The organism is Pedobacter sp. SYP-B3415 (assembly GCF_004138205.1).
Lineage (GTDB): Bacteria > Bacteroidota > Bacteroidia > Sphingobacteriales > Sphingobacteriaceae > Pedobacter.
Genome location: NZ_RXNQ01000009.1, coordinates 44,173 through 67,684, shown reverse-complemented (window position 1 = coordinate 67,684; position 23,512 = coordinate 44,173). Strand labels below are relative to the sequence as shown.

The 23,512-nt window shown below is 47.4% G+C and carries 23 protein-coding genes; 10 read left to right on the top strand and 13 right to left on the bottom strand.

Translation table 11 applies throughout. The annotated features are described in order from the left end of the window. Window positions 1-491: 491 nt before the first annotated feature. Together rpmA and rplU are read right to left on the bottom strand one after the other, a co-directional pair. Complete coding sequence (rpmA, locus tag EJV45_RS05685; RefSeq protein ID WP_129714700.1) at window positions 492-893, bottom strand: 50S ribosomal protein L27; 402 nt, start codon at window positions 891-893, stop codon at window positions 492-494. A gap of 48 nt (window positions 894-941) precedes the next feature. Further along, entirely contained in the window at window positions 942-1,253 is a 312-nt protein-coding gene (gene rplU, locus EJV45_RS05680; RefSeq protein ID WP_129714699.1) for a 50S ribosomal protein L21, read from the bottom strand. A gap of 465 nt (window positions 1,254-1,718) precedes the next feature. On the opposite strand from rplU, the gene EJV45_RS05675 reads away from it, so the two are divergent. Both EJV45_RS05675 and EJV45_RS05670 read left to right on the top strand, forming a co-directional pair. Then, complete coding sequence (locus tag EJV45_RS05675) at window positions 1,719-2,645, top strand: GLPGLI family protein (RefSeq protein ID WP_129714698.1); 927 nt, start codon at window positions 1,719-1,721, stop codon at window positions 2,643-2,645. Then, the gene (locus EJV45_RS05670; protein ID WP_129714697.1) at window positions 2,642-5,299 is read left to right on the top strand and encodes a carboxypeptidase-like regulatory domain-containing protein; all 2,658 of its coding nucleotides are present in this window, start codon (window positions 2,642-2,644) and stop codon (window positions 5,297-5,299) included. The genes EJV45_RS05675 and EJV45_RS05670 overlap by 4 nt, the downstream gene beginning before the upstream one ends. An 18-nt stretch (window positions 5,300-5,317) precedes the next feature. Here EJV45_RS05670 and EJV45_RS05665 read toward each other — a convergent pair whose 3' ends face one another. Genes EJV45_RS05665 through EJV45_RS05650 form a run of 4 tightly spaced genes read right to left on the bottom strand, consistent with a single transcriptional unit; the run spans window position 5,318 to window position 9,173 of the window. Continuing rightward, complete coding sequence (locus EJV45_RS05665) at window positions 5,318-6,784, bottom strand: M56 family metallopeptidase (protein ID WP_129714696.1); 1,467 nt, start codon at window positions 6,782-6,784, stop codon at window positions 5,318-5,320. A gap of 20 nt (window positions 6,785-6,804) precedes the next feature. Continuing rightward, entirely contained in the window at window positions 6,805-7,170 is a 366-nt protein-coding gene (locus tag EJV45_RS05660) for a BlaI/MecI/CopY family transcriptional regulator (RefSeq protein WP_129714695.1), read from the bottom strand. Between the two features lie 57 nt (window positions 7,171-7,227). Then, window positions 7,228-7,743, bottom strand: a complete 516-nt coding sequence (locus EJV45_RS05655; RefSeq protein WP_129714694.1) for a hypothetical protein — start codon at window positions 7,741-7,743, stop codon at window positions 7,228-7,230. Window positions 7,744-7,745: 2 nt separating this feature from the next. Then, window positions 7,746-9,173 (bottom strand): dicarboxylate/amino acid:cation symporter, encoded by a 1,428-nt coding sequence (locus EJV45_RS05650; RefSeq protein ID WP_129714693.1) that lies wholly within the window; start codon window positions 9,171-9,173, stop codon window positions 7,746-7,748. A gap of 277 nt (window positions 9,174-9,450) precedes the next feature. Between EJV45_RS05650 and EJV45_RS05645 the strand changes: the two genes are divergently transcribed. The 3 genes from EJV45_RS05645 to EJV45_RS05635 are packed head-to-tail and all read left to right on the top strand — an operon-like array spanning window position 9,451 to window position 11,137. Then, complete coding sequence (locus tag EJV45_RS05645; RefSeq protein ID WP_107214747.1) at window positions 9,451-9,948, top strand: RNA polymerase sigma factor; 498 nt, start codon at window positions 9,451-9,453, stop codon at window positions 9,946-9,948. After that, complete coding sequence (locus tag EJV45_RS05640; RefSeq protein ID WP_129714692.1) at window positions 9,935-10,531, top strand: hypothetical protein; 597 nt, start codon at window positions 9,935-9,937, stop codon at window positions 10,529-10,531. Before EJV45_RS05645 ends, EJV45_RS05640 begins: the two co-directional genes overlap by 14 nt. 42 nt (window positions 10,532-10,573) lie before the next feature. Then, on the top strand, window positions 10,574-11,137 hold the full coding sequence (locus tag EJV45_RS05635; protein ID WP_129714691.1) for a DUF922 domain-containing protein: 564 nt from the start codon (window positions 10,574-10,576) through the stop codon (window positions 11,135-11,137). On the opposite strand, the gene EJV45_RS05630 is transcribed toward EJV45_RS05635, so the two are convergent. From EJV45_RS05630 to rpsO, 6 genes are all read right to left on the bottom strand, one after another. Then, a complete protein-coding gene (locus EJV45_RS05630; RefSeq protein ID WP_129714690.1) occupies window positions 11,124-11,507 on the bottom strand; it encodes a diacylglycerol kinase family protein in 384 nt (127 codons plus the stop codon). The two genes, EJV45_RS05635 and EJV45_RS05630, sit on opposite strands and share 14 nt — an antisense overlap. Beyond that, the gene (locus tag EJV45_RS05625) at window positions 11,507-12,136 is read right to left on the bottom strand and encodes a hypothetical protein (RefSeq protein WP_129714689.1); all 630 of its coding nucleotides are present in this window, start codon (window positions 12,134-12,136) and stop codon (window positions 11,507-11,509) included. Before EJV45_RS05625 ends, EJV45_RS05630 begins: the two co-directional genes overlap by 1 nt. Window positions 12,137-12,200: 64 nt before the next feature. Continuing rightward, window positions 12,201-14,102 (bottom strand): beta-N-acetylhexosaminidase, encoded by a 1,902-nt coding sequence (locus tag EJV45_RS05620; RefSeq protein WP_129714688.1) that lies wholly within the window; start codon window positions 14,100-14,102, stop codon window positions 12,201-12,203. An 85-nt stretch (window positions 14,103-14,187) separates the two neighbouring features. After that, window positions 14,188-14,865 carry a ribulose-phosphate 3-epimerase gene (gene rpe, locus EJV45_RS05615; RefSeq protein ID WP_129714687.1) on the bottom strand — a complete coding sequence of 226 codons (678 nt, stop codon included), beginning with the start codon at window positions 14,863-14,865 and terminating at the stop codon, window positions 14,188-14,190. 130 nt (window positions 14,866-14,995) lie between these two features. Further along, window positions 14,996-17,134 (bottom strand): polyribonucleotide nucleotidyltransferase, encoded by a 2,139-nt coding sequence (pnp, locus tag EJV45_RS05610; protein WP_129714686.1) that lies wholly within the window; start codon window positions 17,132-17,134, stop codon window positions 14,996-14,998. A 116-nt stretch (window positions 17,135-17,250) separates the two neighbouring features. Continuing rightward, window positions 17,251-17,529: a 30S ribosomal protein S15 gene (rpsO, locus tag EJV45_RS05605; protein WP_129714685.1), complete on the bottom strand. Its 279-nt coding sequence runs from the start codon at window positions 17,527-17,529 to the stop codon at window positions 17,251-17,253. Window positions 17,530-17,814: 285 nt separating this feature from the next. Here rpsO and EJV45_RS05600 point away from each other — a divergent pair, with 285 nt between their 5' ends. Then, window positions 17,815-18,234, top strand: a complete 420-nt coding sequence (locus tag EJV45_RS05600; protein ID WP_129714684.1) for a thioesterase family protein — start codon at window positions 17,815-17,817, stop codon at window positions 18,232-18,234. A 240-nt stretch (window positions 18,235-18,474) separates the two neighbouring features. Next, the gene (locus EJV45_RS05595) at window positions 18,475-19,899 is read left to right on the top strand and encodes an MATE family efflux transporter (RefSeq protein ID WP_129714683.1); all 1,425 of its coding nucleotides are present in this window, start codon (window positions 18,475-18,477) and stop codon (window positions 19,897-19,899) included. Between the two features lie 169 nt (window positions 19,900-20,068). Here the strand turns inward: EJV45_RS05595 and EJV45_RS05590 are convergent, their stop codons facing one another. Then, on the bottom strand, window positions 20,069-21,055 hold the full coding sequence (locus EJV45_RS05590) for a D-alanine--D-alanine ligase (RefSeq protein ID WP_129714682.1): 987 nt from the start codon (window positions 21,053-21,055) through the stop codon (window positions 20,069-20,071). Window positions 21,056-21,258: 203 nt separating this feature from the next. Here EJV45_RS05590 and EJV45_RS05585 point away from each other — a divergent pair, with 203 nt between their 5' ends. The 3 genes from EJV45_RS05585 to EJV45_RS05575 are packed head-to-tail and all read left to right on the top strand — an operon-like array spanning window position 21,259 to window position 23,504. Further along, complete coding sequence (locus tag EJV45_RS05585; protein WP_129714681.1) at window positions 21,259-22,023, top strand: PASTA domain-containing protein; 765 nt, start codon at window positions 21,259-21,261, stop codon at window positions 22,021-22,023. 15 nt (window positions 22,024-22,038) lie between these two features. Next, window positions 22,039-23,097 (top strand): endolytic transglycosylase MltG, encoded by a 1,059-nt coding sequence (gene mltG / locus EJV45_RS05580; RefSeq protein ID WP_129714680.1) that lies wholly within the window; start codon window positions 22,039-22,041, stop codon window positions 23,095-23,097. Then, complete coding sequence (locus tag EJV45_RS05575; RefSeq protein WP_129714679.1) at window positions 23,097-23,504, top strand: thioesterase family protein; 408 nt, start codon at window positions 23,097-23,099, stop codon at window positions 23,502-23,504. Before mltG ends, EJV45_RS05575 begins: the two co-directional genes overlap by 1 nt. The last annotated feature ends 8 nt before the right edge of the window (window positions 23,505-23,512 follow it).

The window sequence follows — 23,512 nt, the reverse complement described above, 5'->3', positions numbered from 1 at the left end:
GTCCGGTAAAAAATGTACTTTTAGGCATAGTTTATTTTTGTTGTGTGGTAACTCCAAATCTAAAAACTATAGGGGGCTTCGGCCCCTTTTTTTATGCACTTTTTTTCGGTTTACCGGACAACACTGAATCATGAGTCAGGACCTAGGTGCCTAACCCCTCAGCCGCCAAGCCCCACTGCCTTCCCCCACGCCGTCATCCCGAAGCGCGTTTGCGTAATTCCTATCTTGTGTGATTGCAACGTCGAGGGATCCCCTGCGACGAAGCGGCGGCGAACGTTTGCGCAGACAGACCAAAGAAAAAAGAAAAAGGATGAAAGACTGCTCTAAGTTAAAAGTCAAAAGTGAAAAGTTGAAAGCCCTGTGCGCTTCAGGGGTTTTGCACCACGTCTAAATACGAACTACGAATATCTATATACTATCGGCTGTTCCCCCAATTCAGAGCGCATAAAAAAACCGGGACTTGCCCGGTTCTCTGTATGATTCTCTGAAACTTATTCAGCAGACTCTTCTGCAGGTGCTGCAGCAGCTTCTGTCGTTTCAGGTGCAACTTCCTCTGCAGGTGCGGCTGCTTTGGCTGGTTTAGCTTCAGCTGCTGCCTTAGGCGCTTTTGCAGGCGCTACTGCTACTTCTTCTTTTACAGCTGCAGGAAGAACAGAAACATATGATTTGTTATCTGCTTTTTTCCTGAATACCACGGTACCGTCAACCAGTGCAAACAATGTGTGGTCTTTACCAATACCTACACCTTTATCGGGGTGGTGTTTGGTACCACGCTGACGAACCAGGATGTTACCGGCGATCGCTTCCTGACCACCGAAAATTTTGATACCTAAACGTTTGCTGTGCGATTCGCGTCCGTTCTTCGAACTACCGGCTCCTTTTTTATGTGCCATTTCTTAGTATGTATATTGCCGGAACAAACCGGCAAAAGTTAAACAATATTATAAAGTAATTCCTTCGATCTGGATTTTGGTGAAATACTGGCGGTGACCATTTTTCTTTTTGTAACCTTTTCTACGTTTCTTGTGGAAAACGATCACTTTGTCACCTTTTAAATGAGACACGATCTTAGCTGATACCTTTGCGCCTTTAACTGCAGGAGCACCTACAGAAATTTCACCACCGTTATCAACCAACAATACATTGTCAAATTCAATACTAGCGCCTTCATCTCCCTGCAGTCTGTGTACAAAAAGGTGTTGGTCTTTTGCAACCTTAAATTGCTGTCCGGCTATATCTACTATTGCGTACATTGTTAGAATTATTTTTTAACTAATTTTTGTGAGGTGCAAATATAGAACTATTCCACAGAACAAACAAGCTCCTTAACAAATTTCTTCCATCACCCTGATTTGGTACAGATTGCAGATGCTCAATACTTTACGCTCAATGCCCCCTGCGATACTACGATTCACCCTTAGCCAGGCCGGGTCAGGCTCTTTCCCCGAAGCGCAGGGCCATTCCCCCGGTTAGCGCCGGTCCTGCTGTTCGCTATAGCCTCCTCCGTCGGGGCTGCCGCTGCCATCAGGGCTATACATACCTGCCTGTACCCAGGCACGCCCCCACCCCCCCCCGTTCCACACCAGTCAACCGCTACCGGGTTTTGAATAAGCAGGCCGTGCGATCATAACTGCTCATGCGATCAAAAGTTAAAAAACGTTAACGCATTTTCTTTTCTACGAGATTATCGTAGTTTTACGAAAATTAAATAGACAACCATGAAGAAAAATCTTATTCAACTTGCACTGATGACCGTTCTCAGTTATTCAGCATGGGCGCAACAGCCCGACAAGGCCCTTGCCCGTGTTCGCTATACATTTACCCATGTACGCGACACAACCCAGCGTGACAAACCTTACACCGAAAATATGCTGCTCATCACCGGACAGAATGCGTCGGTGTATACAAGTTACGACAAGATCAACCGGAGTGCCGCACTCAGACAGCAAATTCAGGAACAGATCAGCAACCAGGCTGGCAGCGCTACAAACATCAGGGTACAAAACCGCGAAACCCGCCCTGTAAGCCAGATCGATTATTTCAGGTTTTCAAACGAAGGAAAACTGATCATCAAGGAACGCATCTTTAATAATTACCTGATCGAGGAGCCTATACCACGCATCAACTGGAAAATCTCAAAAGATACCGCAAGTTTTTCCGGTCTGCTCTGTCAGAAAGCTACCGCACGCTTTAAGGGCCGGGACTGGACGGTTTGGTTTGCGCCCGAACTGCCATTCAGCAGCGGTCCGTGGAAATTGAACGGGCTACCGGGGCTCATTGTTGAAGCATACGACGCCGCAAAAGAGGTTTCGTTCAAGTTTGCCGGGCTGGAGAAGGTAGCCCCTTCATCCGGCGCAGCCGAAAGCCAGAACACTGGTACAGGAACAGCTGTCAAATTGGTTGGGATCGATACGGAAGAATACCTTGGAAATGAGATTAAACTGCCCGCCAATGCAATCCGCAGCACACGCTCAGAACTGGACAAGTTAAAGACGGCATATGAAAAGGATCCTGAAGGATTTTTAAGCGCTCAAATGGCTGCCCAGGGCATGAAAGGTAACTTCAAAATCAGCCGTAGTTTGCCGGATGGCGTCAAGCCTGTTAAACCGGCTGTGAATAACCCGATTGAACTGAGCGAGAAATGAGCCGGCCGGTTCTCATCCTGCTGGCGCTGTTTGCCCTGGCCACTTCAGCATACGCGCAGCAATCTGTTTCAGGCCGGGTAACAGACACGAAAGGCAAAGCTCTTCCGGCGGTAAGCCTGACAGTCAAAAGCGCGTCGGGCGATATCATCAGCTTCGCGCGCAGCGATATAAAAGGCAAGTATACGCTCGAAACAGCAGGTACAGCGGGCAGTGCAAAGATTGAAGCCAGCAGCATCGGCTATAAAAAAATGGCCGTTCCACTCGAGCCCCGCAGAACCGTTTATGATTTTCAATTGCAGGAGGCTGAGATAGACCTGAAAACCGTGGAGGTAAAAAACAGGCCCTCGCTGACCGTAAATGGTGATACACTCAACTACCGGACGAGTGATTTTGCCGGAAACCAGGACCGCAGCATCGGCGATGTACTGAAGAAAATGCCCGGTATTGAGGTTGCTGAAAATGGGAAGATCAGCTACAACGGCAAAGCGATCTCCAATTTTTACATAGACGGGGACAACGTGCTTGATGATAAGTACAACATCGGCACAAAAAGCATCCCACAGGGGGCAGTAGAAAAAGTGCAGGTGATAAGCAACGACCAGCCGGTTAAAATGCTGCGAAAAAACAACATGAGTGATGATGTTGCTCTGAACCTCGTACTAAAGGATGAGGCCAGGCTAAAACTGATGGGCGATGCGCGTCTCGGTGCAGGCACACCCGGCCGCTTCGACGAAAGTTTGACGGCCATGCTTTTCCGGAAAAACCTGAAATTCGTAAACAACCTGAAAGGAAACAATATAGGCAGCGACCCTGGCATTGATCTGATCGGGCACAACATGGGCGACTACCAGCGCCGCGTGGAAAATAACAAACCCGCCTCCCTCCTTTCGGCCGGTGCTGCCGCTGTACCAACCCTTCCCCAGAGCAGGTCGCTCTATAACAAAGCCGGGCTGATTAACCTGAATAACCTATATAAGATGGGCACGGATTTGCAGGTCAAAGCAAACGTTTCTTACCTGTATGACCAGCGATTCCAGGATTACAGCAAGGTTTCAGAGACCTATCTGCCGGGGCAAACCATCTCTTATACCGAACAACAGGGCAGCAACATGAATCCGCAGCGGCTAAGCGGCCGGTTCAGTGTACTTGAAAATGCAGAAGACAGTTACCTTGAGAACACCCTGCTTGCAGAATACGCACCATACACGAACCGCGCTTCGCTGGTTATGAACCAGCAACAGGCGGGGCAGCAGTTGTATCAGCATCCCTATGAATTCTCAAATGAATTCAGCTTTCGCAAGAAATTCAGGTCGGGCAGGGTGGTTAATTTCTATTCGTACCTAAGCGCGTCCGGTCAGTCGGAAACTTTGCGTGTAAGCCCGGGACTTAATGCCGGTGTGCTTAATGGCGGTCTTCCCTACGCCGGGATCGAACAAAGTCTGCGTATACCTACACTTTTCACAAATAATTCGGCATCTTTTGCACTCGTTAAAGGCGCCTTTACGCAAACATACCGCGCCGGATTTCAATTGCAGAAACAGCGACTCGTATCAGACCTGCAGCTCTTGCAGCATGACCAGCAGGAAGTCGCGGCAGCGAATGCTCAAAACGATCTCGACTGGCTCAGGCACAAATTGTACGCTTCCGGGATTTATGAATATGCAGGAGAAAAACTAAAGGCAAGTCTAACAGTTCCCTTAAGTTATAACGGGATTGATTACAATGATGCCCTTCATGATCTGGACAAGTCTTATCAACGATTTTTGATCAACCCGTCTTTCAACCTGAAGTATAACACCGGGATAGAGAACTACGTCACGGCCAATTACAGTTTCGGAAACACACTCGGCAACCTGGACGATGTGTACCGGGGTACAGTTTTACGCAACTACCGTTCGCTTTTTGCGAACAATGCAGACATCCCTGAAGCCAGCACGCACAGTGCAAATGCCACCTTCAGTTTTCGCAAGGCCGTGCAGATGTTTTTTCTGAATGTACAGGCAGGGTATTCAGACACCAGGTTAAATACAATATCTTCATTTTTGCTCAGCAACAGCATTCAGCAGCGTATCGTGCTTCCACTCTCCAACCATGTACGTACAACGAACCTTAGTGCAAATGCAAGCAAATACTTGTTCGCCCTAAAAAGCACGGTTAATGCCGGCGGAAGTTTCAGCAGCAGCGACTACAACCAGTTACAAAACAGCCAGCTGCTGCCCTATACCGCAAATGTGTACACCGGAAAAGCCGGTTTCGAAAGCCGCATCGGTGGCATTATAACCTGGTCTTATGACCTGAACTATACCACCAGCTTTAATAAGGCAAAGGCAGAAAACGCAATCAATACGCGTGTCCAGCAAATCAGGCAGTTATCAACCCTGGCACTGACGCTGCGAAGAAACGTTTTCCTTAATCTTTCCGGAGAACATATCCTGACGCGCCAGTCAGCGCAACCCGATCTGCGCTATATTTTCGCAGATGCGTCGGTTAAATACCGCATTCCGAAATTAAAAACCGACCTGGAGTTCGGCGTTACCAACCTGGCCAACGTACGGACATTCGAAGCCATTTACCTTTCTGCCAATGCTTATACCAGCGGCGTATACAACATCCCCGGCCGCGTTGCTATGTTGCGGGCAGCCTTCAATTTCTGAAAAGATGAGCAGTGACAACTATCGCTGCTCCTCTTTCTGATGGAGATAAATTTTGATTTTCCGGCCACCCTTATCGGCTGTTTCAATACGGATGGACTTTATCTGCTCAGGTTTTAGCTCGTCTGAAAGATTCAAAAGTTTTGTGGAATTTTTGCTGACAACATATGTTACCGGAACGTTTGCTGTGCTATCCTGATTGTGATAGACGTGTGTTGCGATCTTTTTTTCAATCAGCGTGTCGTCTTCGTTTGCATCATCAACATGTCCCTTTCTTAAATAAGTAACCCTGACCTGTCCAACGCCTGTTTTGAGATGCTGCACCGAATCTGCAAAGACCAAAAATTGCTTTCTGCCGGACGCGCTCTTACCGATCGCGGCACGCGCCATAATGATTAATTTCTCAGGACTCCGATCTGCCGGCACGCTATCTGAACTGGTTAAGCTGATACGATGAACAAATGACACCCCTGGTTGCTGTGCAGCCCCGTTAGCCGATACGGCATTCTTTTTCCTGTCGGCACGGGATCCCCTGCCGATAGCTGGTGCCACCCGCCCGGCACCTTCATTTACTCGTACAGGCTGTTGCTGCTGTACATATCCGGCAGCCCGTTCGGCAACGGCTTGCTTTTTTGCTGAAATGGTGAAGGCCAGGGTAATACAAAGAAGTAACGGCAAAGCGATGATATAAAATGAGAGTTTTACAGGCGAGGACCTTTTTGCATTCATCATTTTGATACGCTTCCTGAGATCTGACAGGTTAAAATTATTGACAAGCGATACAGCCGGCCGCAGAGTTCCCGCATCAAGCAGGCTATACTGGTATGTTTTCCGATCCAGGCCACTTTTCAGAAGCCGGGCATCGGTAATGAATTCGATGTTTTCCTTTACCGCCCTTTTCATCATCCAGACCCCGGGATTAAACCAGTAACAAACCAGGCTAAGCTCGGCCAGCAAAATATCTGCGGTATGCCATTCTTTTACATGCACCTTTTCGTGCTCAATAATTGTTTTCAGTTCCTCACGCTTATGCAGTCCGGGGTGTATGTAAATGGTCTGCCAGAAAGAAAACGGACTCAACGGATCACGCAGCAAACGTACCGGCTGACTGTTCATTTGGCTGGGCATAGAGCGGCGGTGAATGCGATACAGCGAAAAAAGCTGCATGAACAGACGAAATGCCATGATAATTGCACCGAAGTAAAAGATGACAAGCAAGACCTGCCATATATCAACCGCGCCGGTCGCCGCGCTCAGTTGATGCACCTGCGGAACGTAAGATGCTACGCCATGCGGGATGGTTTGCCGCCGCTGAAAAAATTCTGTCAGGTCTACGAATGGATAAACTGTCGAAAAAGCAATTCCAAAAAGAAGAAATGCCCGGTTCAGACCATAAAAGGTTAATTTCCGAAGCGCGAGATAATACACCCCGGCAAACAAGAGCAGCACAAGATTAATTTTGAGCAGGCTGAGAAGTAGTTGTGGCATAAGTTCAGATTTAAAATAGCCTATTCCTTTTCAGGATTTTCAATCAGATTAATGATTTCTTTCAACTCTTCCGCACTGATCTTTTTATCGCGCGCAAAAAAAGCAACAAGTTCTTTATACGAATTCTGGAAGTAATCGCTCACAAAACCGTTCATAAACCGCTTTTTATAATCTGCCTCCTTTACTTTAGCACTGTACCGGTTGGCATTTGCAAAGCGTTCACTTTTCAGAAAACCTTTTTTTTCCAGGTTTTTGATGGTAGATGCAAGGGTGGTATACGGAGGTTTAGGCTCAGGCAGTAACGCCATAAAATCCTTTATAAAACCTGCACCATGCTGCCAAACGGCCTGCATGGCCTCTTCCTCCTGTATCGTGAGCTTTTCCATATTTACGATTGCTTCGTAAATATACGAAAATTTATGAATGGACTGCTGGTCTTCAGGCTAATGGGCCTGCTTCCCGTAACGCTCCTCAGCGTCGCTCAGGCTTTGATCAATGACCTTGAACATTTGCCGGGCGGCATCCCGCAGTTTCTCACTGCCACGGTAATCGTCGAAATAGGTCACTTTTTTTGTCTTGGTCCTGTACTTAAAAACGATGTGGTACCGCAGCGCCTTTGAACTCGCTGTATCTGTCCCCGGATTGGCGATCAGCTCGGGAAAATTCCACAATCCAAGCTCGTTCGCTTTATTATGGATATAGATGATGTCGTTTTTCCGCAGTTTTACATTGGCCCTGATCACAGAATCCTTGCTGTTTAGGTAGGTATAATCGCCGGTCTTGCTATCATATCTGTTCTCGGGCACCGCGTTCAGTCCGTAGCTGTATTGAAATGACACAAAATCCTTTGACCTGAACGGTGCATTCCTGATCATAGGTGCGTAATAGATGATGCAATACGCCAGAAACGGAACAATGATAGTCAGAGCAAGAAAGATCTTTTTGGTTTTTGCAGACATGATTATACGGATTGAATTTCTTCAGGATTTTCGTTGAATTCGCCCTCCCATTTGGCTATCACAACCGTAGCAAGGCAGTTGCCGATCACATTCACGGAGGTGCGGGCCATATCCATCAGTTCATCTACGCCCAGGATGGCAGCAATGATAAACGTTGGCAGACCGAATTGGTCTGCGGTAGCGATCAGGATGATGAGTGACGCGCGGGGAATTGCTGCAACACCCTTACTGCTGATCATGAGCGTGAATACGATGAGTAACTGCTGTCCGAAACTAAGGTGCATACCCGCAGCCTGGGCAACAAAGATCGAAGCGAGACTCAGGTATAGGGTTGTCCCGTCAAGATTAAAACTATAGCCGGTCGGAATAACAAATGAAACGATCTTCCGCGGCACGCCAAACTTTTCCATGGCACTCATTGCTTTGGGCAGCGCAGCATCAGAACTTGTGGTTGCAAAGGCAATGGATACAGGCTCCTTGATCGCATTTACAAATTTCAGAATCGGGATACGCAGGTAAAGGGCAATGGGCAGCAAAACGATAAGCAGGAAGGCAATAAGCGCCAGGTACAGCGTAGCCACCAGCATAAAAAGATTTTTAAGGATGTCTACCCCCATGTGCCCTACGGTATAGGCCATAGCCGCACCAACGCCGATTGGCGCAAAGTACATGATCAGGTTTGTAAACTTGAACATGGTTTCAGCAAGACTTTCGCAGAAGTCGAGCAGCGGCTTCTTCTTTTTTTCATCCAGCATGGCCAGGCCGATACCGAACAGCACCGAAAAGATCACGATCTGCAAGACCTGAGCATCATACACCGCTTTTGCTACGTTTTCGGGAAAGACATTCCTGAAAAATGACAGGGTTTTGTAGAGCCAGTGCACATTCTCAGGCAGCTGCGCCAGGATGCTTGCGTCTGCCGGGTCTACGGCAGGCTTAGGCAGCTCCGTTTGCGGTATGTGTGAAATGTCTACCCCTACCCCTGCCTGCGAAATGTTAATAGCGGCAAGGCCTATAAACAGGGCGATGGTTGTAGCAGAATAAAAATAAACCAGCGACTTCCAGCCCATGCGGCCAACCTGTTTGAGGTCATTATGACCGGCAATGCCATAGACCAGCGTGGCGAAAAGGATAGGCCCGACAATCGTTTTGACAAGCTTGATGAAACCTTTGCTAAGCGGCTGCAGCGCAATTGCAACATGCGGATAATCAATCCCGACAAAGATGCCCAATGCCATGCAGACCAGGATCCAGGTGGTCAGATTTTTTCGCGTATAGGCATAAAAGACCAGAATAAGTGCCAGGCTCCAGCGCACGATCATCATGACCTGGTCGGGAACTTCCGCAAGGTTAAAGTCTTTCAGAACAGCAACCAGAATAGCCAGGGTAACGGCAACAAGTGTGAAAATACCGACGCGCTTTTTTTTCATTTGATATGCTTTTTGACCATTACCGGTAATGCTTATCGCCCGGGCCGGGCAGAAGATTCGCCGAAGGTCTGTTCTTTAATCAGGCAGCATCCGGGAAAGAAGCTTGTAAGTAACACTTACACAGCGGCACCCTGCAGCTTTTTTTATGTCAATAAGTTTGGTAAGGTTGCAAAAGTAATTATTTGCTGCATGGCAACAAACAATAAATACCCTCAGCCTGAAGATAATTGTAACAATTCTCTTCTATATTTGTCGAAACTGCATACCGCAACCCTGAATGGAGCAAAAAGACAAATTATTTAAACAAATATTTGATTCGAACTCGAAAAAGATCTTCCATTTGTGCTACGGTTATACCGGCGATCAGGACGCTGCGAACGACCTTCTGCAGGAAACATTTCTGAAAGTCTGGCAAAATCTTGATAAGTTCAGAAACAAGTCGCTTATTTCTACCTGGATCTACCGGATTGCCGTAAACACCTGTCTCACTTATCTGCGATCTGAGAAACGACAGGCAAAAGATGAATTAACGCCAAACATCATAGAAGAGAAAGCTGAAGAGTTCTCTGAAAAAAACGAACAGGTCGCCTTGTTGTACAAATGTATTTCCCAATTGGAAGAAAATGATCGTCTGATCATTACCATGGTACTTGATGAATTGCCCTACAATGAGATTGCCGAAATCTCCGGCATCAGCGAAGGCAACCTGCGGGTCAAAATTCACCGCATTAAACAGAAATTGACAGAATTATACAATAGATATGCAAGAGTTTGATCAATTACAGGCACTGTGGCAGGGACATGAAGTAGAGGTGAAGCTCACTGCCGATGAGATGCTCAGGCAAGCCAAGAGGGAAGTGAATTCGCTAAAAACCCGATCAATAGCAAATATTGCCGGTATGCTGATTTCTGCTGTCATCATCGGATTTATTCCCGCTTTTTACGACTTTCAGTCCTGGACCAGTTATGCAGGTCTTGCGATCACCATCTTTACTATTCTTGTATTTACAGGCATCCTGATCGCAGACTACCGGCTGATAGCCAAAAGCAACTACACCCAGCATCCGCATGCATTTCTGGGAACGCTGAAGATTTACCAGTTAAACAGGTTAAGGCTTTATAATTCACTCTACTGGTTTTATACGTTTGCGCTTTCTGTCGGTATTCTTTTTTACCTCTATGAGATACTGGAATACTTCCCGATTTGGATGCAGGTTGCATTGATCGGGATTACGCTCGGCTGGATGGTCTTTTGCTCGACCATTCTCCGCAAAGCCGTAATCAAACGCGAGAAGGAAAGGATCGGCCTGCTCATTGGTAAGTTCGAACGGATCAGCGAACAATTTCACGAAAAATAACGTTAGCTGTAGTGAACGGCGCCATATCTCCGTTTTCAGAACATGTATCACCGGTTAATCAGCCATTTGTTCGCTTTTTCAGTGCTGGCACTCCTTTTTGTTTCTTTCCGGCCGGCTCAGGAAGTTTATCCCGAAAAGCTTTCCTGGAAAACCCATTTTCGCGGAAAACCGGACTACAATTCTCCCTTTGCAGCCCTGACTGTATTGCGCTGGCACTATGAATACAAAGCCAGAATCGTGAACGGCCGCCTTGAAGTTCGTTTCAGCCAGCTTTTTGGCATGGATAAGAACAAGTCATGGGTTAAACCCGAGCGGATTCGTAACCAGGCAGTAAGCGATCAGCTGCTTCATCATGAACAGGGACATGCCGACATTCATTATCTCATGTACCGTGAGGCCAAACGTGTTATGGAAAACCGCACGTACCGCGTGGAAACCTATAAAAAGGAAATTGCAACGCTTGCTGATGAGGTCGGGAAATACTTCGATGAAATGCAAAAGCGGTATGATGAAGAAACCGGCCACGGAAACAATTTCAAAAAACAGGCGCAATGGGACGAGATCATCGCTAACTGGCGGTACGAAAATTATATTACCGAAAAATAGCAGCCAGATAAGGCAGAAACACAAGCATGCCCGTAATGAATGCCGCCACTGCGGCGATAAGAACAGCAGCTGCGCTGATATCTTTCACGCTTCCTATTCCGGGATGCCTTTCAGGGTGTACCACATTGCATAATTTCTCAATCGCTGTATTAAATGCTTCGGCAATAAATACGCCGGCAATGCAACCGGTAATGATGATCCAGTCATGTATTGAAATCTTGAGCGCAGCACCCACGATTATCGCCACTACAGCGCAGGCCAGATGGATACGCATGTTATGTTCAGCCCAGAACAGTTTACGTATTCCAGACCACGCATAATAAAAACTACGTAGCCTGGCCGTAAACGTAAACCGCTCCGGCGTCTTCATCAGGGTTTCTTTTCGTCAACCTCGCCTACCGAAAACCGGTTGCCGCGAAGCACATACAGGAACTCCCGGGTAGTCCCGGTCTTCAATGTGGTATCGGCCGGGTCGGCCTGTACAGGATAAGAACGATACAGATCGCCGTTTTTTATTGTAAACCTGTCATCGCCGGCATAGCCCTTCTTACTGGGCAAGCCGGGAAACGTAATCTTATTAAAGTTGTTGCCTGAAAATTCGTAGACCGTAAGATCAGATACATTCTTTTTACTGAGCAGCTGGATATAAATTTCCGGATTGCCATCGGTATCAAGGTCCATATTCCATGCATCAGTTATGATGCCTTCGCGTTCTGCGGCAAGCGAACGAAAATTATTCCTGGCCGAATCAGACATCAAAATAAGGTAACCGCCGATACTGTCGACACCCTTCCCCCACTGCAGCACCTCAATCGTAAGGCCCGGCTTCACTTCTATGCTTTTATAGAATTTAAACGGATTGTTTGCAGCCCTTTTATCTGCCCCCGGCTTTTCTTCGCGCGGAACCTGAGGCTTGGGTTCGGTACATCCAAAACATAAAAGCAGCGCTGCGAAAAGCAGGGTATGCTGATAACTGTAAATCGATTTAAACACTTTCATATGTCTGTTCTTTCGGCTGCCAAATTAAAAAAAATTGGTTGCGGCGGCAAACCGCCCGGCCTGATTATTTAGCCTTTACGTCTGTTGCCCCATTGCTCAGGATGGTCTCTGTTACAACACTTCTGCGGCCGTTCGGTGTAATCACAATTGTCTTGAGAATCCGCTTCTCACCTTTGGGCACAACAACTTTAATCGCTGAATCGTAAGGTGTGGAAGTTTCAGACGGACGGAAGCCATCGATCGTATAATAGATCTTGGAACCTTTAACCGGTTGCTTCAACTCGATGTTGAATGCATCGCCGTGAATAGTTCCTTCAGGCAGGCCTACCGGCGTAGGCACCCAGTACGAAATACCGCTTTTATCGAACCGTGCCAGGTGAAGCGGTAAACGGTCTTCAGAGAAGTTTTTCAGGTCTTTGCGTGCAACCGGGCTCCAGGCAATTTCAGATAAGGCAAGCAACCGGGGCAGGGCCTGATATTCTATTTTTGACCCGGGTTCGATGTATTCCGTCCACAGGTTAGCCTGCACCCCCTTAATGTATTTTTTCTGGTCATCATTCAATTCCTTTGGTACCGGATCATAACTATAGGCTTTGGTGTAGGGGGCAAAGCCGCCGATGGTTACCGGCTCATCAGGCGAATTGGATTGTTTATGATCAATGTACAAACCCTGCGAACCCGGCGTCATGATAACATCGTGGTTCTGTTTGGCCGCTTCAATACCGCCAGCCTCGCCACGCCAGCTCATTACCGTAGCGTTTGGTGCAAGCCCGCCTTCAAGTATCTCATCCCAGCCGATGATCGATCTGCCCTTGCCGTTGATATATTTTTCTATGCGTTGGATAAAATAACTCTGTAGCTCGTGCTCATCTTTAAGCCCTTTTTCTTTCATCAGCTGCTGACAAAATGCAGACTCTTTCCAATACGTTTTCGGACACTCATCTCCGCCGATATGAATGTACTTTGAAGGGAAGATGGCAATCACTTCATCGAGTACGTTCTGCAGAAAACTGAAGGTGTTTTCACTTGGAACAAAAACGTCATCAAAAACCCCGAACGTTTGCTGAACGTGTTTTCCTTTCCTTGAGCCCGCCCACGCGGTTTTGGGCCCTACAGGCGTATCGCGTTCCGGGAAACAGCTCAGTTCCGGATAGGCTGCGATGGCAGCCGAAGCATGACCCGGCATTTCAATTTCCGGAACAACCGTAATAAAACGTTCTGCAGCATACCTGACAACCTCTTTAGCCTGCTCCTGGGTATAAAAGCCGCTATGAGGCATCAGATCGTTGCCCGTTCCAGGGTAGTGCCCAATGATTGTACCCGCACGTGTACTGCCTACACTGGTCAGCTTCGGATATTTCTTTATTTCAAGCCGCCAGCCCTGATCATCTGTCAGGTGCCAGTGGAATGTGTTGATCTTGTAGGCGGCAAGGAGATCAATGTATTTTTTGATAAAAGATACAGGCTGGAAATGCCGTGAAACGTCAAGCATGGTGCCGCGGTAAGAAAAACGTGGCTGGTCACTGATCTCTGTGGCAGGTACACTCACCACGCTGCCGCTCTTTTCCGGCAGAAGCTGCATGGCCGACTGCACAGCGTAGAACAGGCCTGCACCTTTACCCGTCAGCGTAAACCTGTTTGCTGTGATTTTAATCCGGTAACCTTCCGCAGACAGCTGCTCTGCTCCCTCTTTCGTCAAAACAATCGCCTTCTGCCCCGCAGTGGCAGACTTAACCTCGCGCAGTGCAAAACCGGCATGGCTAACGATGTATGCATTCAGCAGATCGGCCATTCGCATGCCTTCTGCATCTGAGGCAGCAAGTACCGTCGCATTGTCCAGGATGAACTGCCCGCTACCCGGTTTTACCGAAACCGGCATAGGTATAATTCGCGACGTGGCAGCAGACTGCGCAAATGCTCCAGCCGACAGCAGAGCGAGACAAAGGAAGAAACTGATCTTTTTCATTGGTTTGGTGGTTTAGGTTGACTGTTTAGCAGGGCACTCCGGACCTGCCCATTATCTGGTCCGGAAATCTGACCGGGATTTAAATTCAGGCATGAAGATCAAACGCAACAGCTGCTGTGCGATTCAGCTCGGCAATTTTTGCTGCCGGATCTTCTGCTGCAAAAACGGCGCTGCCTGCTACAAAGGCATTGGCACCTGCTTTCTTTAACGCAGCAATGTTGGCAGTATCTACACCGCCGTCTACCTCAATGACCAGCGCTGCACTGCTGCCGCCGGCCAGCTGCCTCAGGGCAGCGATCTTTTTATACGTGTTTGGTATGAACTTCTGTCCGCCAAAACCAGGGTTAACCGACATGATCAGTGCAAGGTCCAGAAATTCCAATACGTCTTCCAGCAGCTGTACGGGCGTATGCGGATTCAGCGCCACGCCGGCTTTGCAGCCGGCAGCATGTATCGCTTCTATTGTGCGGTGCAAATGTGTACAGGCCTCATAATGAACGGTGATCACTTCAGCTCCCGCCGCTGCAAACCTTTCTATATAACGATCCGGATCGGCGATCATCAAGTGCACGTCGAGCGGTTTTCGCGCATGTTTTTTTACGGCCTCAATAACCGGAAACCCGAACGAAATATTCGGAACAAACATTCCGTCCATGACATCAACATGTATCCATTCGGCTTCGCTGTGATTCAGCATTTCTATATCACGCTGCAGATTACCAAAGTCGGCAGCTAATATGGACGGCGCAATAAGGTGTTTCATCTCGTAAATATATGGATTTGCCTCCAACCGGCGTACTTTCTCAGCTATGATCGGTAAACTGTGTGAATCGCATTTAAACAGGACTTCCGGCAAACAGAAAAGCCGCCCGGATTGGGGCGGCTTTAAAATATTAAGCTTTAGGAGCTGCTTCTGGCTTTGGCGGCCGTGGCAGCAACACTTTGCGGGAAAGCTTCATCTTTCCTTGTTTGTCAATATCAAGCAGTTTTACCTTCAGAATCTCGCCTTCCTTAAACACCCCGTCCATAGTTTCAAGGCGTGTCCAGTCGATTTCTGAAATGTGCAGCAAACCGTCTTTACCTGGCATGATCTCAACAAACGCACCGAAAGGCATGATCGATTTTACTTTGCCTTCATATACCTCGCCGATTTCCGGTTTGGCAGCAATGGCACGGATGCGTCCAACGGCAGCATCGATAGACGCCTTATTGTCTGCAAATACTTCCACGATACCTTTGTTGTCAACCTCTTCGATTGAGATGGTTGCACCGGTTTCGCGCTGCATTTCCTGAATGATCTTACCGCCTGGCCCAATCACCGCACCGATAAACTCCTTATCAATAGTAAGTGAAACGATACGCGGAGCATGCGGTTTGAAGTCCTCACGCGGTTCGGTAATGGTTTTAGCCATCTCACCGAGAATATGCAGACGACCGTCTTTGGCCTGGTTCAGCGCTTTTGTAAGCACTTCGTAAGAAAGTCCGTTTATCTTCAGGTCCATCTGGCAGGCTACAATACCGTTTTTGGTACCGGTAACTTTGAAGTCCATGTCGCCAAGGTGATCTTCGTCGCCCAGGATATCTGACAGGATCGCATATTTTCCGGTCTTTTCGTCGGTAATCAATCCCATCGCAATACCAGATACCGGCTCTTTGATTTTGATACCGGCATCCATCAGGGCAAGTGTACCCGCGCAAACCGTAGCCATAGAAGATGAGCCGTTTGATTCAAGAATATCTGAAACGATACGGATGGTGTAAGGGTTTTCTGATGCATCAGGCAGCACCTTTTTAAGCGAGCGCATAGCCAGGTTACCGTGACCGATTTCGCGGCGGCCGGCACCCCTGTTTGGCCTAACCTCACCGGTAGAAAAACCAGGGAAGTTATAGTGCAGTAAAAATTTGTTATAGCCGTTAATGAATGCACCATCGATCATCTGCTCATCGTCTTTAGAACCGAGTGTTACAGATGTAAGTGATTGTGTTTCTCCACGGGTAAATACCGCAGAACCGTGTGCAGCAGGCAGGTAACCTACCTCGCTCCAGATCGGGCGGATCTGCGTGGTGGTACGGCCGTCAAGACGGATGCCTTCATCAAGCAGCAGGTTCCGCACAGCATCATACTGAACATCATGATAGTAATGTTTAGCCAGTGCTTTTCTCAGATCTTCGGTATCTTCAGGCATGTTTTCAAAGAAATCGTTGATGATAGCCGTAAAAGCCTCAGAACGCGCTTCTTTGCTCGATGCGGTTTTAGCAACCTCATAAACCTGATTGTAGGTTTTTTCGTAAACTTCTTTCTTCAGGTCTTCATCATGATCTTCATGGCTGTAAAGGCGTTTCAACGTCTTCCCTGCCTCCTCCTGAAGTTCAAGCTGAACTTTACACTGCTGGCGGATGGCCTCATGGGCAAATTTCAAAGCTTCTACCATTTCTTCTTCAGAAATTTCGTCAGCTTCTCCCTCTACCATCACAATATCATTGGCAGAACCAGCTACCATAAATTCGAGGCTTGCGCGCTCCAGGTCTTTCAGGAATGGATTGATAACAAGTTGCCCGTCAATTTTAGCCACACGAACTTCAGAGATAGGCCCGTTAAAAGGGATATCTGAAACAGCAAGCGCTGCAGAAGCCGCCAGACCTGCAAGGCAGTCAGGCATGATGTTTTTGTCTGCAGAAATTAAAGAGATCATGACCTGTGTATCTGCATGATAATCATCAGGGAACATAGGGCGCAATGCGCGGTCTACCAGACGTGAGATCAGAACCTCGTAGTCAGATAAACGGGCTTCCCGGCGCAGGAAACCACCCGGAATACGTCCGGTAGCAGCATATTTTTCCTGATAGTCTACCGAAAGCGGCAGAAAATCAACACCTGGCTTTGCATCTTTCGCAGAGACCACGGTAGCGAGCAACATCGTGTCGCCCATTTTTACAACAACCGATCCGTCGGCCTGTTTAGCCAGCTTACCGGTTTCAATTTCGATCGTTCTTCCATCGCCCAGGTCGAGCGATTTTGTTATTACATTCATTTAAAATTAATTGTGGCGTGTTTTCCTCTTTCTACACACCGGTTATGTGGTAATTTTTGTTTGCAAAAATAAAAAGCCATTCCGAAAAGAATGGCTTTTGTTTGATAATATTGCGATTACTTAATGATATCCCTAAGCGATAAAGCTTTGATGATAGCACGGTAGCGCTCAATATCTTTTTTGAACAGGTATGCAAGAATCGCGCGGCGTTTACCAACGAGTTTCTGTAGCGATAACTGTGTAGAGAAGTCCTTACGGTTTTTCTTTAAGTGCTCTGTTAAGTGAGCAATACGGTAGGTAAACAATGCAACCTGACCTTCAGCTGAACCGGTGTTGGTCTCTACGCCGCCGTGAGTTTTAAAAATCTCGGCTTTCTTTTCTGAACTTAAATACATTCTTGAATAATATAAAAGCGATTAAAAATTAATTAATTATAGGGTGCAAAGATAAAGCTTTACCTCATTACTTGCAACTTGTTCAGCGAATTAATCGGCAGCCTGAATGCGCTGCAATGCCGGTATGTTCAGAAAACCTTCGCCGCTTCAATATGGCAGCCTGCAGCCCCGTGCTCTGCTTTACTCCGCTGCGCTGCGTGCCCGCGCCGCCCGGGTTTAGCCCACAACGTATCTACCCCGCATACTTCTCAAAAAGCCAAAAAATCAGCCTATCTTTGTTGCACCATGGAAAATAACCAGTACAGCATCTTCGAAAGTGAACTGCGGGTGCGCCCGGACGATATTGATATGTTCAATCATGTGCACAACAGCAAGTACTTTGACTATGTCCTGGCCGCGCGGTATGAGCAGATGGAAAAGGACTACAAAATGCCAATGGAACATTTCCTTGAAAGCGGATTTGGCTGGGTTGTAAAAACAGCTATGGTTAATTTCAAACGCCCGCTGATCCTGGGCGATGTGATTACCGTGCGCACCGGGATCATTACCATGAATGAGAAAGGCTGCCGCGTTCAGTTCGAAATCGTAAACAAAAAAACCGGCAAAGTTGCTTCAGACGGCTGGTTCGATTATGTGATGATCGATATCAATACAGGCAGGGCATGCGCAGTCAGCAGCGACATGATCGCGGCATACGCCATTTAATCGGCTATTCCTGCTTGTTCCGGCAGCCTTCCGCAGATTAATCTACAACATTTTTTCCTGTTTTTAATTATTTTGTCTAAGTTCGCTGCGCTAAAACCGCAATACCGATGACCGTATTTGCAGTCCGTTTGAGGTTCTAACCAACCGAGGACTCCTCCCCTCTTACCACCACCAATGCCCGGGTACTGACGTATCCCATCATTTTTATCTATTTTTTTATTTATTTAACATCCCCCCGTTATGACAAATTCTTTAAAGTCGAAAGGCAAAGTGTCTTCTTTTTTCGAGGTGCTCAGGCAATCGTTAAAAGGTGAAGAAACCGATCTTACAGAAATTGGTATCCGCCGCGCCATCGTACTTCTTGCCATTCCTATGATGCTTGAAATGATCATGGAATCGGTTTTTGCACTTGTAGACCTTTATTTCGTCGGTCACCTGGAACACAGCAGCCTGGCCATTCAGACCGTTGGCCTCACCGAGTCGGTACTTACTGTTGTCTATTCAATTGCCATGGGCATCAGTATGGCTGCCACGGCTGTTGTAGCCCGCCGGGTTGGCGAAAAAAAACCCGAACAGGCGGGTAAATCCGGCATGCAGGCAATTCTGATCGCCGTCTGTATTAACCTGGTGATCAGTGTGCTGGGAATGATCTTCGCACGGGACATTCTGCGCCTGATGGGCGCCAGCCAGGATGCCGCCGAACATGGCCAAACCTTTACGCGCATCATGATGGGCAGCACCATCTTTATTGTGCTGCTGTTTCTGATCAATGGTATTTTTCGCGGCGCCGGCAATGCAGCCATCGCTATGAAAAGCCTTTGGATTGCCAATATCGCAAACATTGTGTTATGTCCGCTGCTCATAAACGGACTTGGTCCGGTTCCCGCAATGGGACTTGAAGGCGCCGCCATAGCTACCACGATCGGACGCGCCCTTGGTGTGGTTTACCAATTGTTTCACCTCTTTGGTTCTGGCAATAAACTGAAGGTTAAACTTAATCAGATCCTGCCTGATTTCGTTCTGATCAGACAGATCGTAAAAATTGCCGCGCCCGGTGTATTTCAGTTCGTAATCGCTTCCTGCAGCTGGATTTTCCTTGCACAACTGGTGGCGACCACCGGGGGCGACCATGGTTCGGCTGGCTACCAGACTGCCCTGCGGCTCATGATGTTTTTCATGTTGCCTGCATGGGGTTTAAGTAATGCTGCAGCTACGCTCGTCGGACAGAACCTCGGAGCCCGACGCATAGACCGCGCTGAAGAAGCAGTCATGAAAACCATGGGCTACAACATCGCCTTTATGGCTGTAGTAATGGTGCTTTTTCTTGCATTTGGCCACCTGTTCGTGCGCATCTTTACAGAAGATATCCAGGTAAGAACAGTGGCTGTGCGCGCGCTGAAGATTATGAGTCTGGGTTTTATCATTTATGGTATCGGTATGGTACTCATCAGCACCTTCAATGGAGCAGGCGATACCTGGACACCAACCTGGGTAAATGTGTTTGCCTTCTGGGCATTTCAGATTCCCTTTGCGTACCTGCTGGCCAAATATTTTGATATGGGCCCTACAGGTGTATTCATTGCCATTCCTGTGGCCGAAGCAGGCATCTGCGTTGCCGCCTACATCTTATTTAAGCGTGGCAGGTGGAAGACTGTGCAGGTTTAAAGTAAAAAAAGACGAGCCTGACCTGGCTCGTCTTTTTCGTTTATAGACAGCCGGCCATAACTGAATACAAACTGTGGACATGTCAGGCACCGGGCAGTATATCTGTTGGCGCCAGCCTTGACTGTCGGTATTACGGCCGCAGCTGCAGCGATATATGTAAGAACTGGCGCTACCTGCCGATCGTTTCGTCGAGCAGCTCGGTATAAAAAGTTTTAAGTTCCACCCCCATAGCTGCCACCTGCTGTGGAATAAAACTGGTTATAGTTTGCCCCGGAATGGTATTGATCTCTATGAAATAAAACTTGCCCGTACCTTCTTCAAGAAAATAGTCGACTCGTACAATACCGCGGCAATTTAACCGGTCGTATATCTTTGTTACGATCCGTTCCACCCGCGCGCGCTCTTCATCCGTCATTCTTCCCGGGGTAATTTCTTCCGTTGCCCCCGGCGTGTACTTTGCCTCAAAATCAAAAAATTCATTCGCCGGAATAACCTCAGTCGCCGGAAGCACGCGAATAACGCCACCGCTCCTGAACACACCGACAGAGAACTCCCGGCCAGAAACAAACTCTTCGACGAGCACCTGGCTGTCTTCCTTAAATGCTTTGTCAAGTGCGGCTTGTAACTCGTCACCACTCTTCACCTTACTCATCCCGATGCTGCTTCCGCCATTGTTCGGCTTCACGAAGTAAGGCAATTTGAGTTTTTCCTTAACCTTCCCGGCAGCGTCTTCTGCATGCATCAACTGTACAGATTCAGCTACGCTGAGCTCTTCAATATCATGAACAATTGCCTTTGTGTACCCCTTATTCATCGTAATGGCAGAGGTCAGCGCATCGCAGGTGGTATACGGTATTCCGATCATATCAAAATAACCCTGCAACTTTCCGTCCTCGCCCGGCGACCCGTGAATGGCAATAAAGACACCATCGAAACGGATTTTGCGGCCATCGATGGTCAGCGAGAAATCATTTCGGTCTACCTCGATTTTAAGCGAATCTGCCGGTTCATAAAACCAGCCCTGCTGGCTTAACATAATTTTATACACCTCGAATCGTGCCGGATCAAGATTTTGTGCAATGGTAGCGGCACTTTTTACAGATACAACCCATTCGCCGGTTGTACCTCCTGTTAACAGGGCTATAGTTTTTTTCATTTGTTTGATACGTTGTCTCGACAAGTGTTACAGCCTGGATACCGGGCCGCTTAATACAGAATGGCCTGTTAATAATTTGGGCTAAAAATTGCTGTGAACAGATGTCGTTTCAAAAATATAAATTAACGCATCAGAATGGTTTGTAGGTGCGATAAAATATTTTAGCCTAAATTTGGGCTCAGAAAGGAAAAAACAGCAGTTTAATGTCAAAATTCGTCGAATATCTTAAAACAAAGTCTTTTAGAAATAACATCCTGGCAGCCATTGCGACCGTGCTGGTTCTGCTGTTTATTGCCTTTTACAGCCTGCGATTTTACACCAAGCATGGGCAGGGACTAAATGTCCCGGCCTTAAAGGGACTGAATTTTTCGCAAGCCGTTGCCAAGCTGGAGGAACTTGGTTTACGCTACGAGGTGGATTCGGTTTATATTATGGATAAACCGCCGGGAATTGTGATTGATCAGGATCCCGATGCCAGCACCTTTGTAAAAGACAACCGTACCATCTACCTGACAATTAATACCGGGCAGGCCCCGAATGTCAAATTCCCTGAAGTCGAATTTAAATCACTTCGGGAAGTCCAGGCCATTATTGCTGGTTTCGGTCTTAAAATGGGCGATACAACTTACCGCGCCGATGTAAGCAGGGATGTTGTACTTGAGGCGCGTTTTGGCGGACAACCCATTCGTGCCGGCGAGGTCTTGCCTAAAGGATCACGAATAGACTTTGTGCTGGGCGATGGCCGCGGAAATGAAGAAGTTGACATACCCAACCTGATGGGGTTAACTAAAGATGAAGCCTTGTTTTCACTGAAAGGTTCCATGCTGACACTTGGCGCCATCACCTATGAAGGCGAAGTCACTGACAGCGCCGCTGCCGTCATCGTAAAGCAGGAACCCACACTTACAGATTCAGTCTTCAAAGTTCCTATCGGCACAAGAATAAATATCACGCTGAAACAACAATAAACCAGAAACACTTTTATGACCCAAACGGAACAACCGAAAAAACCAAAAACCGGAGTAAAGATTCTTTTTGCTGCTGCAGTGATCGTATTGATTATCGGCGGCTATTTCGGTCTGAAACTATATAAAACATATTTTGCCGGTAACGTAACCGATAAGCAGCAATACCTGTACGTGCGCACCGGTTATTCTTTTGATGATGTGCTCAGAGACATCACCATGCAGCAAATTCTTAAGGACGAGGACAGCTTTGCGGCTGCCGCCGAAAAAATGAGCCTGAGAACGGCTATCAAACCCGGGCGCTATCGTTTAAAAAAAGGGATGACGAACCGCGCCCTGATCAATATGCTTAAGGCTGGGAATCAGGACCCGGTAAAACTCAAATTTCAGAATATCCGCAAAAAAGAAAACTTTGCCGCCTATCTGTCAAGGAACCTGGAACCTGATTCGGCTACGTTCATCAGATTGCTTGATTCTACAGATCTGATCAGCAAACACGGCTTCAATACCGAGAATATTTACACCATGTTTGTTCCCAATACATATGAAATGTACTGGAACATTTCTGCGCCCGAGTTTTTTGACCGGATGCAAAAGGAATACGATAAATTCTGGACTACAGAACGTAAACAAAAAGCCAAAGCGCTTAATCTTACACCTGTGCAGGTGAGCATTCTTGCATCTATCGTCGATGCAGAAGCGCTTTTTGATAAAGAAATGCCCATTATTGCCGGGCTTTACCTGAACCGCCTGAACCGGGGAATCCTCCTCCAGGCTGACCCGACCGTAATCTTTGCAAACGACGACTTTACGGTAAAACGGGTTACCAATGCTTTGCTGAAGGTATCTTCACCATACAACACCTATCGTTACGCCGGACTGCCGCCCGGCCCGATTATGATGCCAAGCATACGTGCTATAGACGCTGTATTGAACCGCGACGAGAATGATTATATCTACATGTGCGCGAAAGAGGACTTTTCAGGTTATCATGCTTTTGCTACTACCCGCGAGGAACACGAGAAAAACGCAAAAAAATACCGCGAGGCATTGAACAAACGTAATATTTTCAGGTAATGTATAGCCATTCTACAAAAATCCGGGTGCGCTACGCCGAAACAGACCAGATGGGTTATATGTACTACGGCAATTACGCACAATATTATGAAGTGGGGCGTGTAGAAATGCTGCGAAGCCTTGGCATGACTTATAAATCGATGGAAGAAAGCGGTATTATGCTCCCGGTACTTGAACTGCACTGCAAATTTATCCGGCCGGCGCGATATGATGAGGAACTCACCGTTACCACGACACTAAAGAAGATTCCAGGCGTACGGATTTTTTTCGAATACGAATTGTTTAACGAGCAGCTGGAGCTGATCAACATGGGTTCAACGACACTCGTGTTTGTTGATATGGAAAAAAATAAACCGACTCAGCCTCCGGCTGATTTTATTGAAAGGTTAAAAAAATATTTCGAATAACAGCTGCA

Coding starts and splice junctions, on each gene's coding strand:
- rpmA (WP_129714700.1), bottom strand. CDS start 893: ATGGCACATAAAAAAGGAGCCGGTAGTTCGAAGAACGGACGCGAATCG.
- rplU (WP_129714699.1), bottom strand. CDS start 1,253: ATGTACGCAATAGTAGATATAGCCGGACAGCAATTTAAGGTTGCAAAA.
- EJV45_RS05675 (WP_129714698.1), top strand. CDS start 1,719: ATGAAGAAAAATCTTATTCAACTTGCACTGATGACCGTTCTCAGTTAT.
- EJV45_RS05670 (WP_129714697.1), top strand. CDS start 2,642: ATGAGCCGGCCGGTTCTCATCCTGCTGGCGCTGTTTGCCCTGGCCACT.
- EJV45_RS05665 (WP_129714696.1), bottom strand. CDS start 6,784: ATGCCACAACTACTTCTCAGCCTGCTCAAAATTAATCTTGTGCTGCTC.
- EJV45_RS05660 (WP_129714695.1), bottom strand. CDS start 7,170: ATGGAAAAGCTCACGATACAGGAGGAAGAGGCCATGCAGGCCGTTTGG.
- EJV45_RS05655 (WP_129714694.1), bottom strand. CDS start 7,743: ATGTCTGCAAAAACCAAAAAGATCTTTCTTGCTCTGACTATCATTGTT.
- EJV45_RS05650 (WP_129714693.1), bottom strand. CDS start 9,173: ATGAAAAAAAAGCGCGTCGGTATTTTCACACTTGTTGCCGTTACCCTG.
- EJV45_RS05645 (WP_107214747.1), top strand. CDS start 9,451: ATGGAGCAAAAAGACAAATTATTTAAACAAATATTTGATTCGAACTCG.
- EJV45_RS05640 (WP_129714692.1), top strand. CDS start 9,935: ATGCAAGAGTTTGATCAATTACAGGCACTGTGGCAGGGACATGAAGTA.
- EJV45_RS05635 (WP_129714691.1), top strand. CDS start 10,574: ATGTATCACCGGTTAATCAGCCATTTGTTCGCTTTTTCAGTGCTGGCA.
- EJV45_RS05630 (WP_129714690.1), bottom strand. CDS start 11,507: ATGAAGACGCCGGAGCGGTTTACGTTTACGGCCAGGCTACGTAGTTTT.
- EJV45_RS05625 (WP_129714689.1), bottom strand. CDS start 12,136: ATGAAAGTGTTTAAATCGATTTACAGTTATCAGCATACCCTGCTTTTC.
- EJV45_RS05620 (WP_129714688.1), bottom strand. CDS start 14,102: ATGAAAAAGATCAGTTTCTTCCTTTGTCTCGCTCTGCTGTCGGCTGGA.
- rpe (WP_129714687.1), bottom strand. CDS start 14,865: ATGAAACACCTTATTGCGCCGTCCATATTAGCTGCCGACTTTGGTAAT.
- pnp (WP_129714686.1), bottom strand. CDS start 17,134: ATGAATGTAATAACAAAATCGCTCGACCTGGGCGATGGAAGAACGATC.
- rpsO (WP_129714685.1), bottom strand. CDS start 17,529: ATGTATTTAAGTTCAGAAAAGAAAGCCGAGATTTTTAAAACTCACGGC.
- EJV45_RS05600 (WP_129714684.1), top strand. CDS start 17,815: ATGGAAAATAACCAGTACAGCATCTTCGAAAGTGAACTGCGGGTGCGC.
- EJV45_RS05595 (WP_129714683.1), top strand. CDS start 18,475: ATGACAAATTCTTTAAAGTCGAAAGGCAAAGTGTCTTCTTTTTTCGAG.
- EJV45_RS05590 (WP_129714682.1), bottom strand. CDS start 21,055: ATGAAAAAAACTATAGCCCTGTTAACAGGAGGTACAACCGGCGAATGG.
- EJV45_RS05585 (WP_129714681.1), top strand. CDS start 21,259: ATGTCAAAATTCGTCGAATATCTTAAAACAAAGTCTTTTAGAAATAAC.
- mltG (WP_129714680.1), top strand. CDS start 22,039: ATGACCCAAACGGAACAACCGAAAAAACCAAAAACCGGAGTAAAGATT.
- EJV45_RS05575 (WP_129714679.1), top strand. CDS start 23,097: ATGTATAGCCATTCTACAAAAATCCGGGTGCGCTACGCCGAAACAGAC.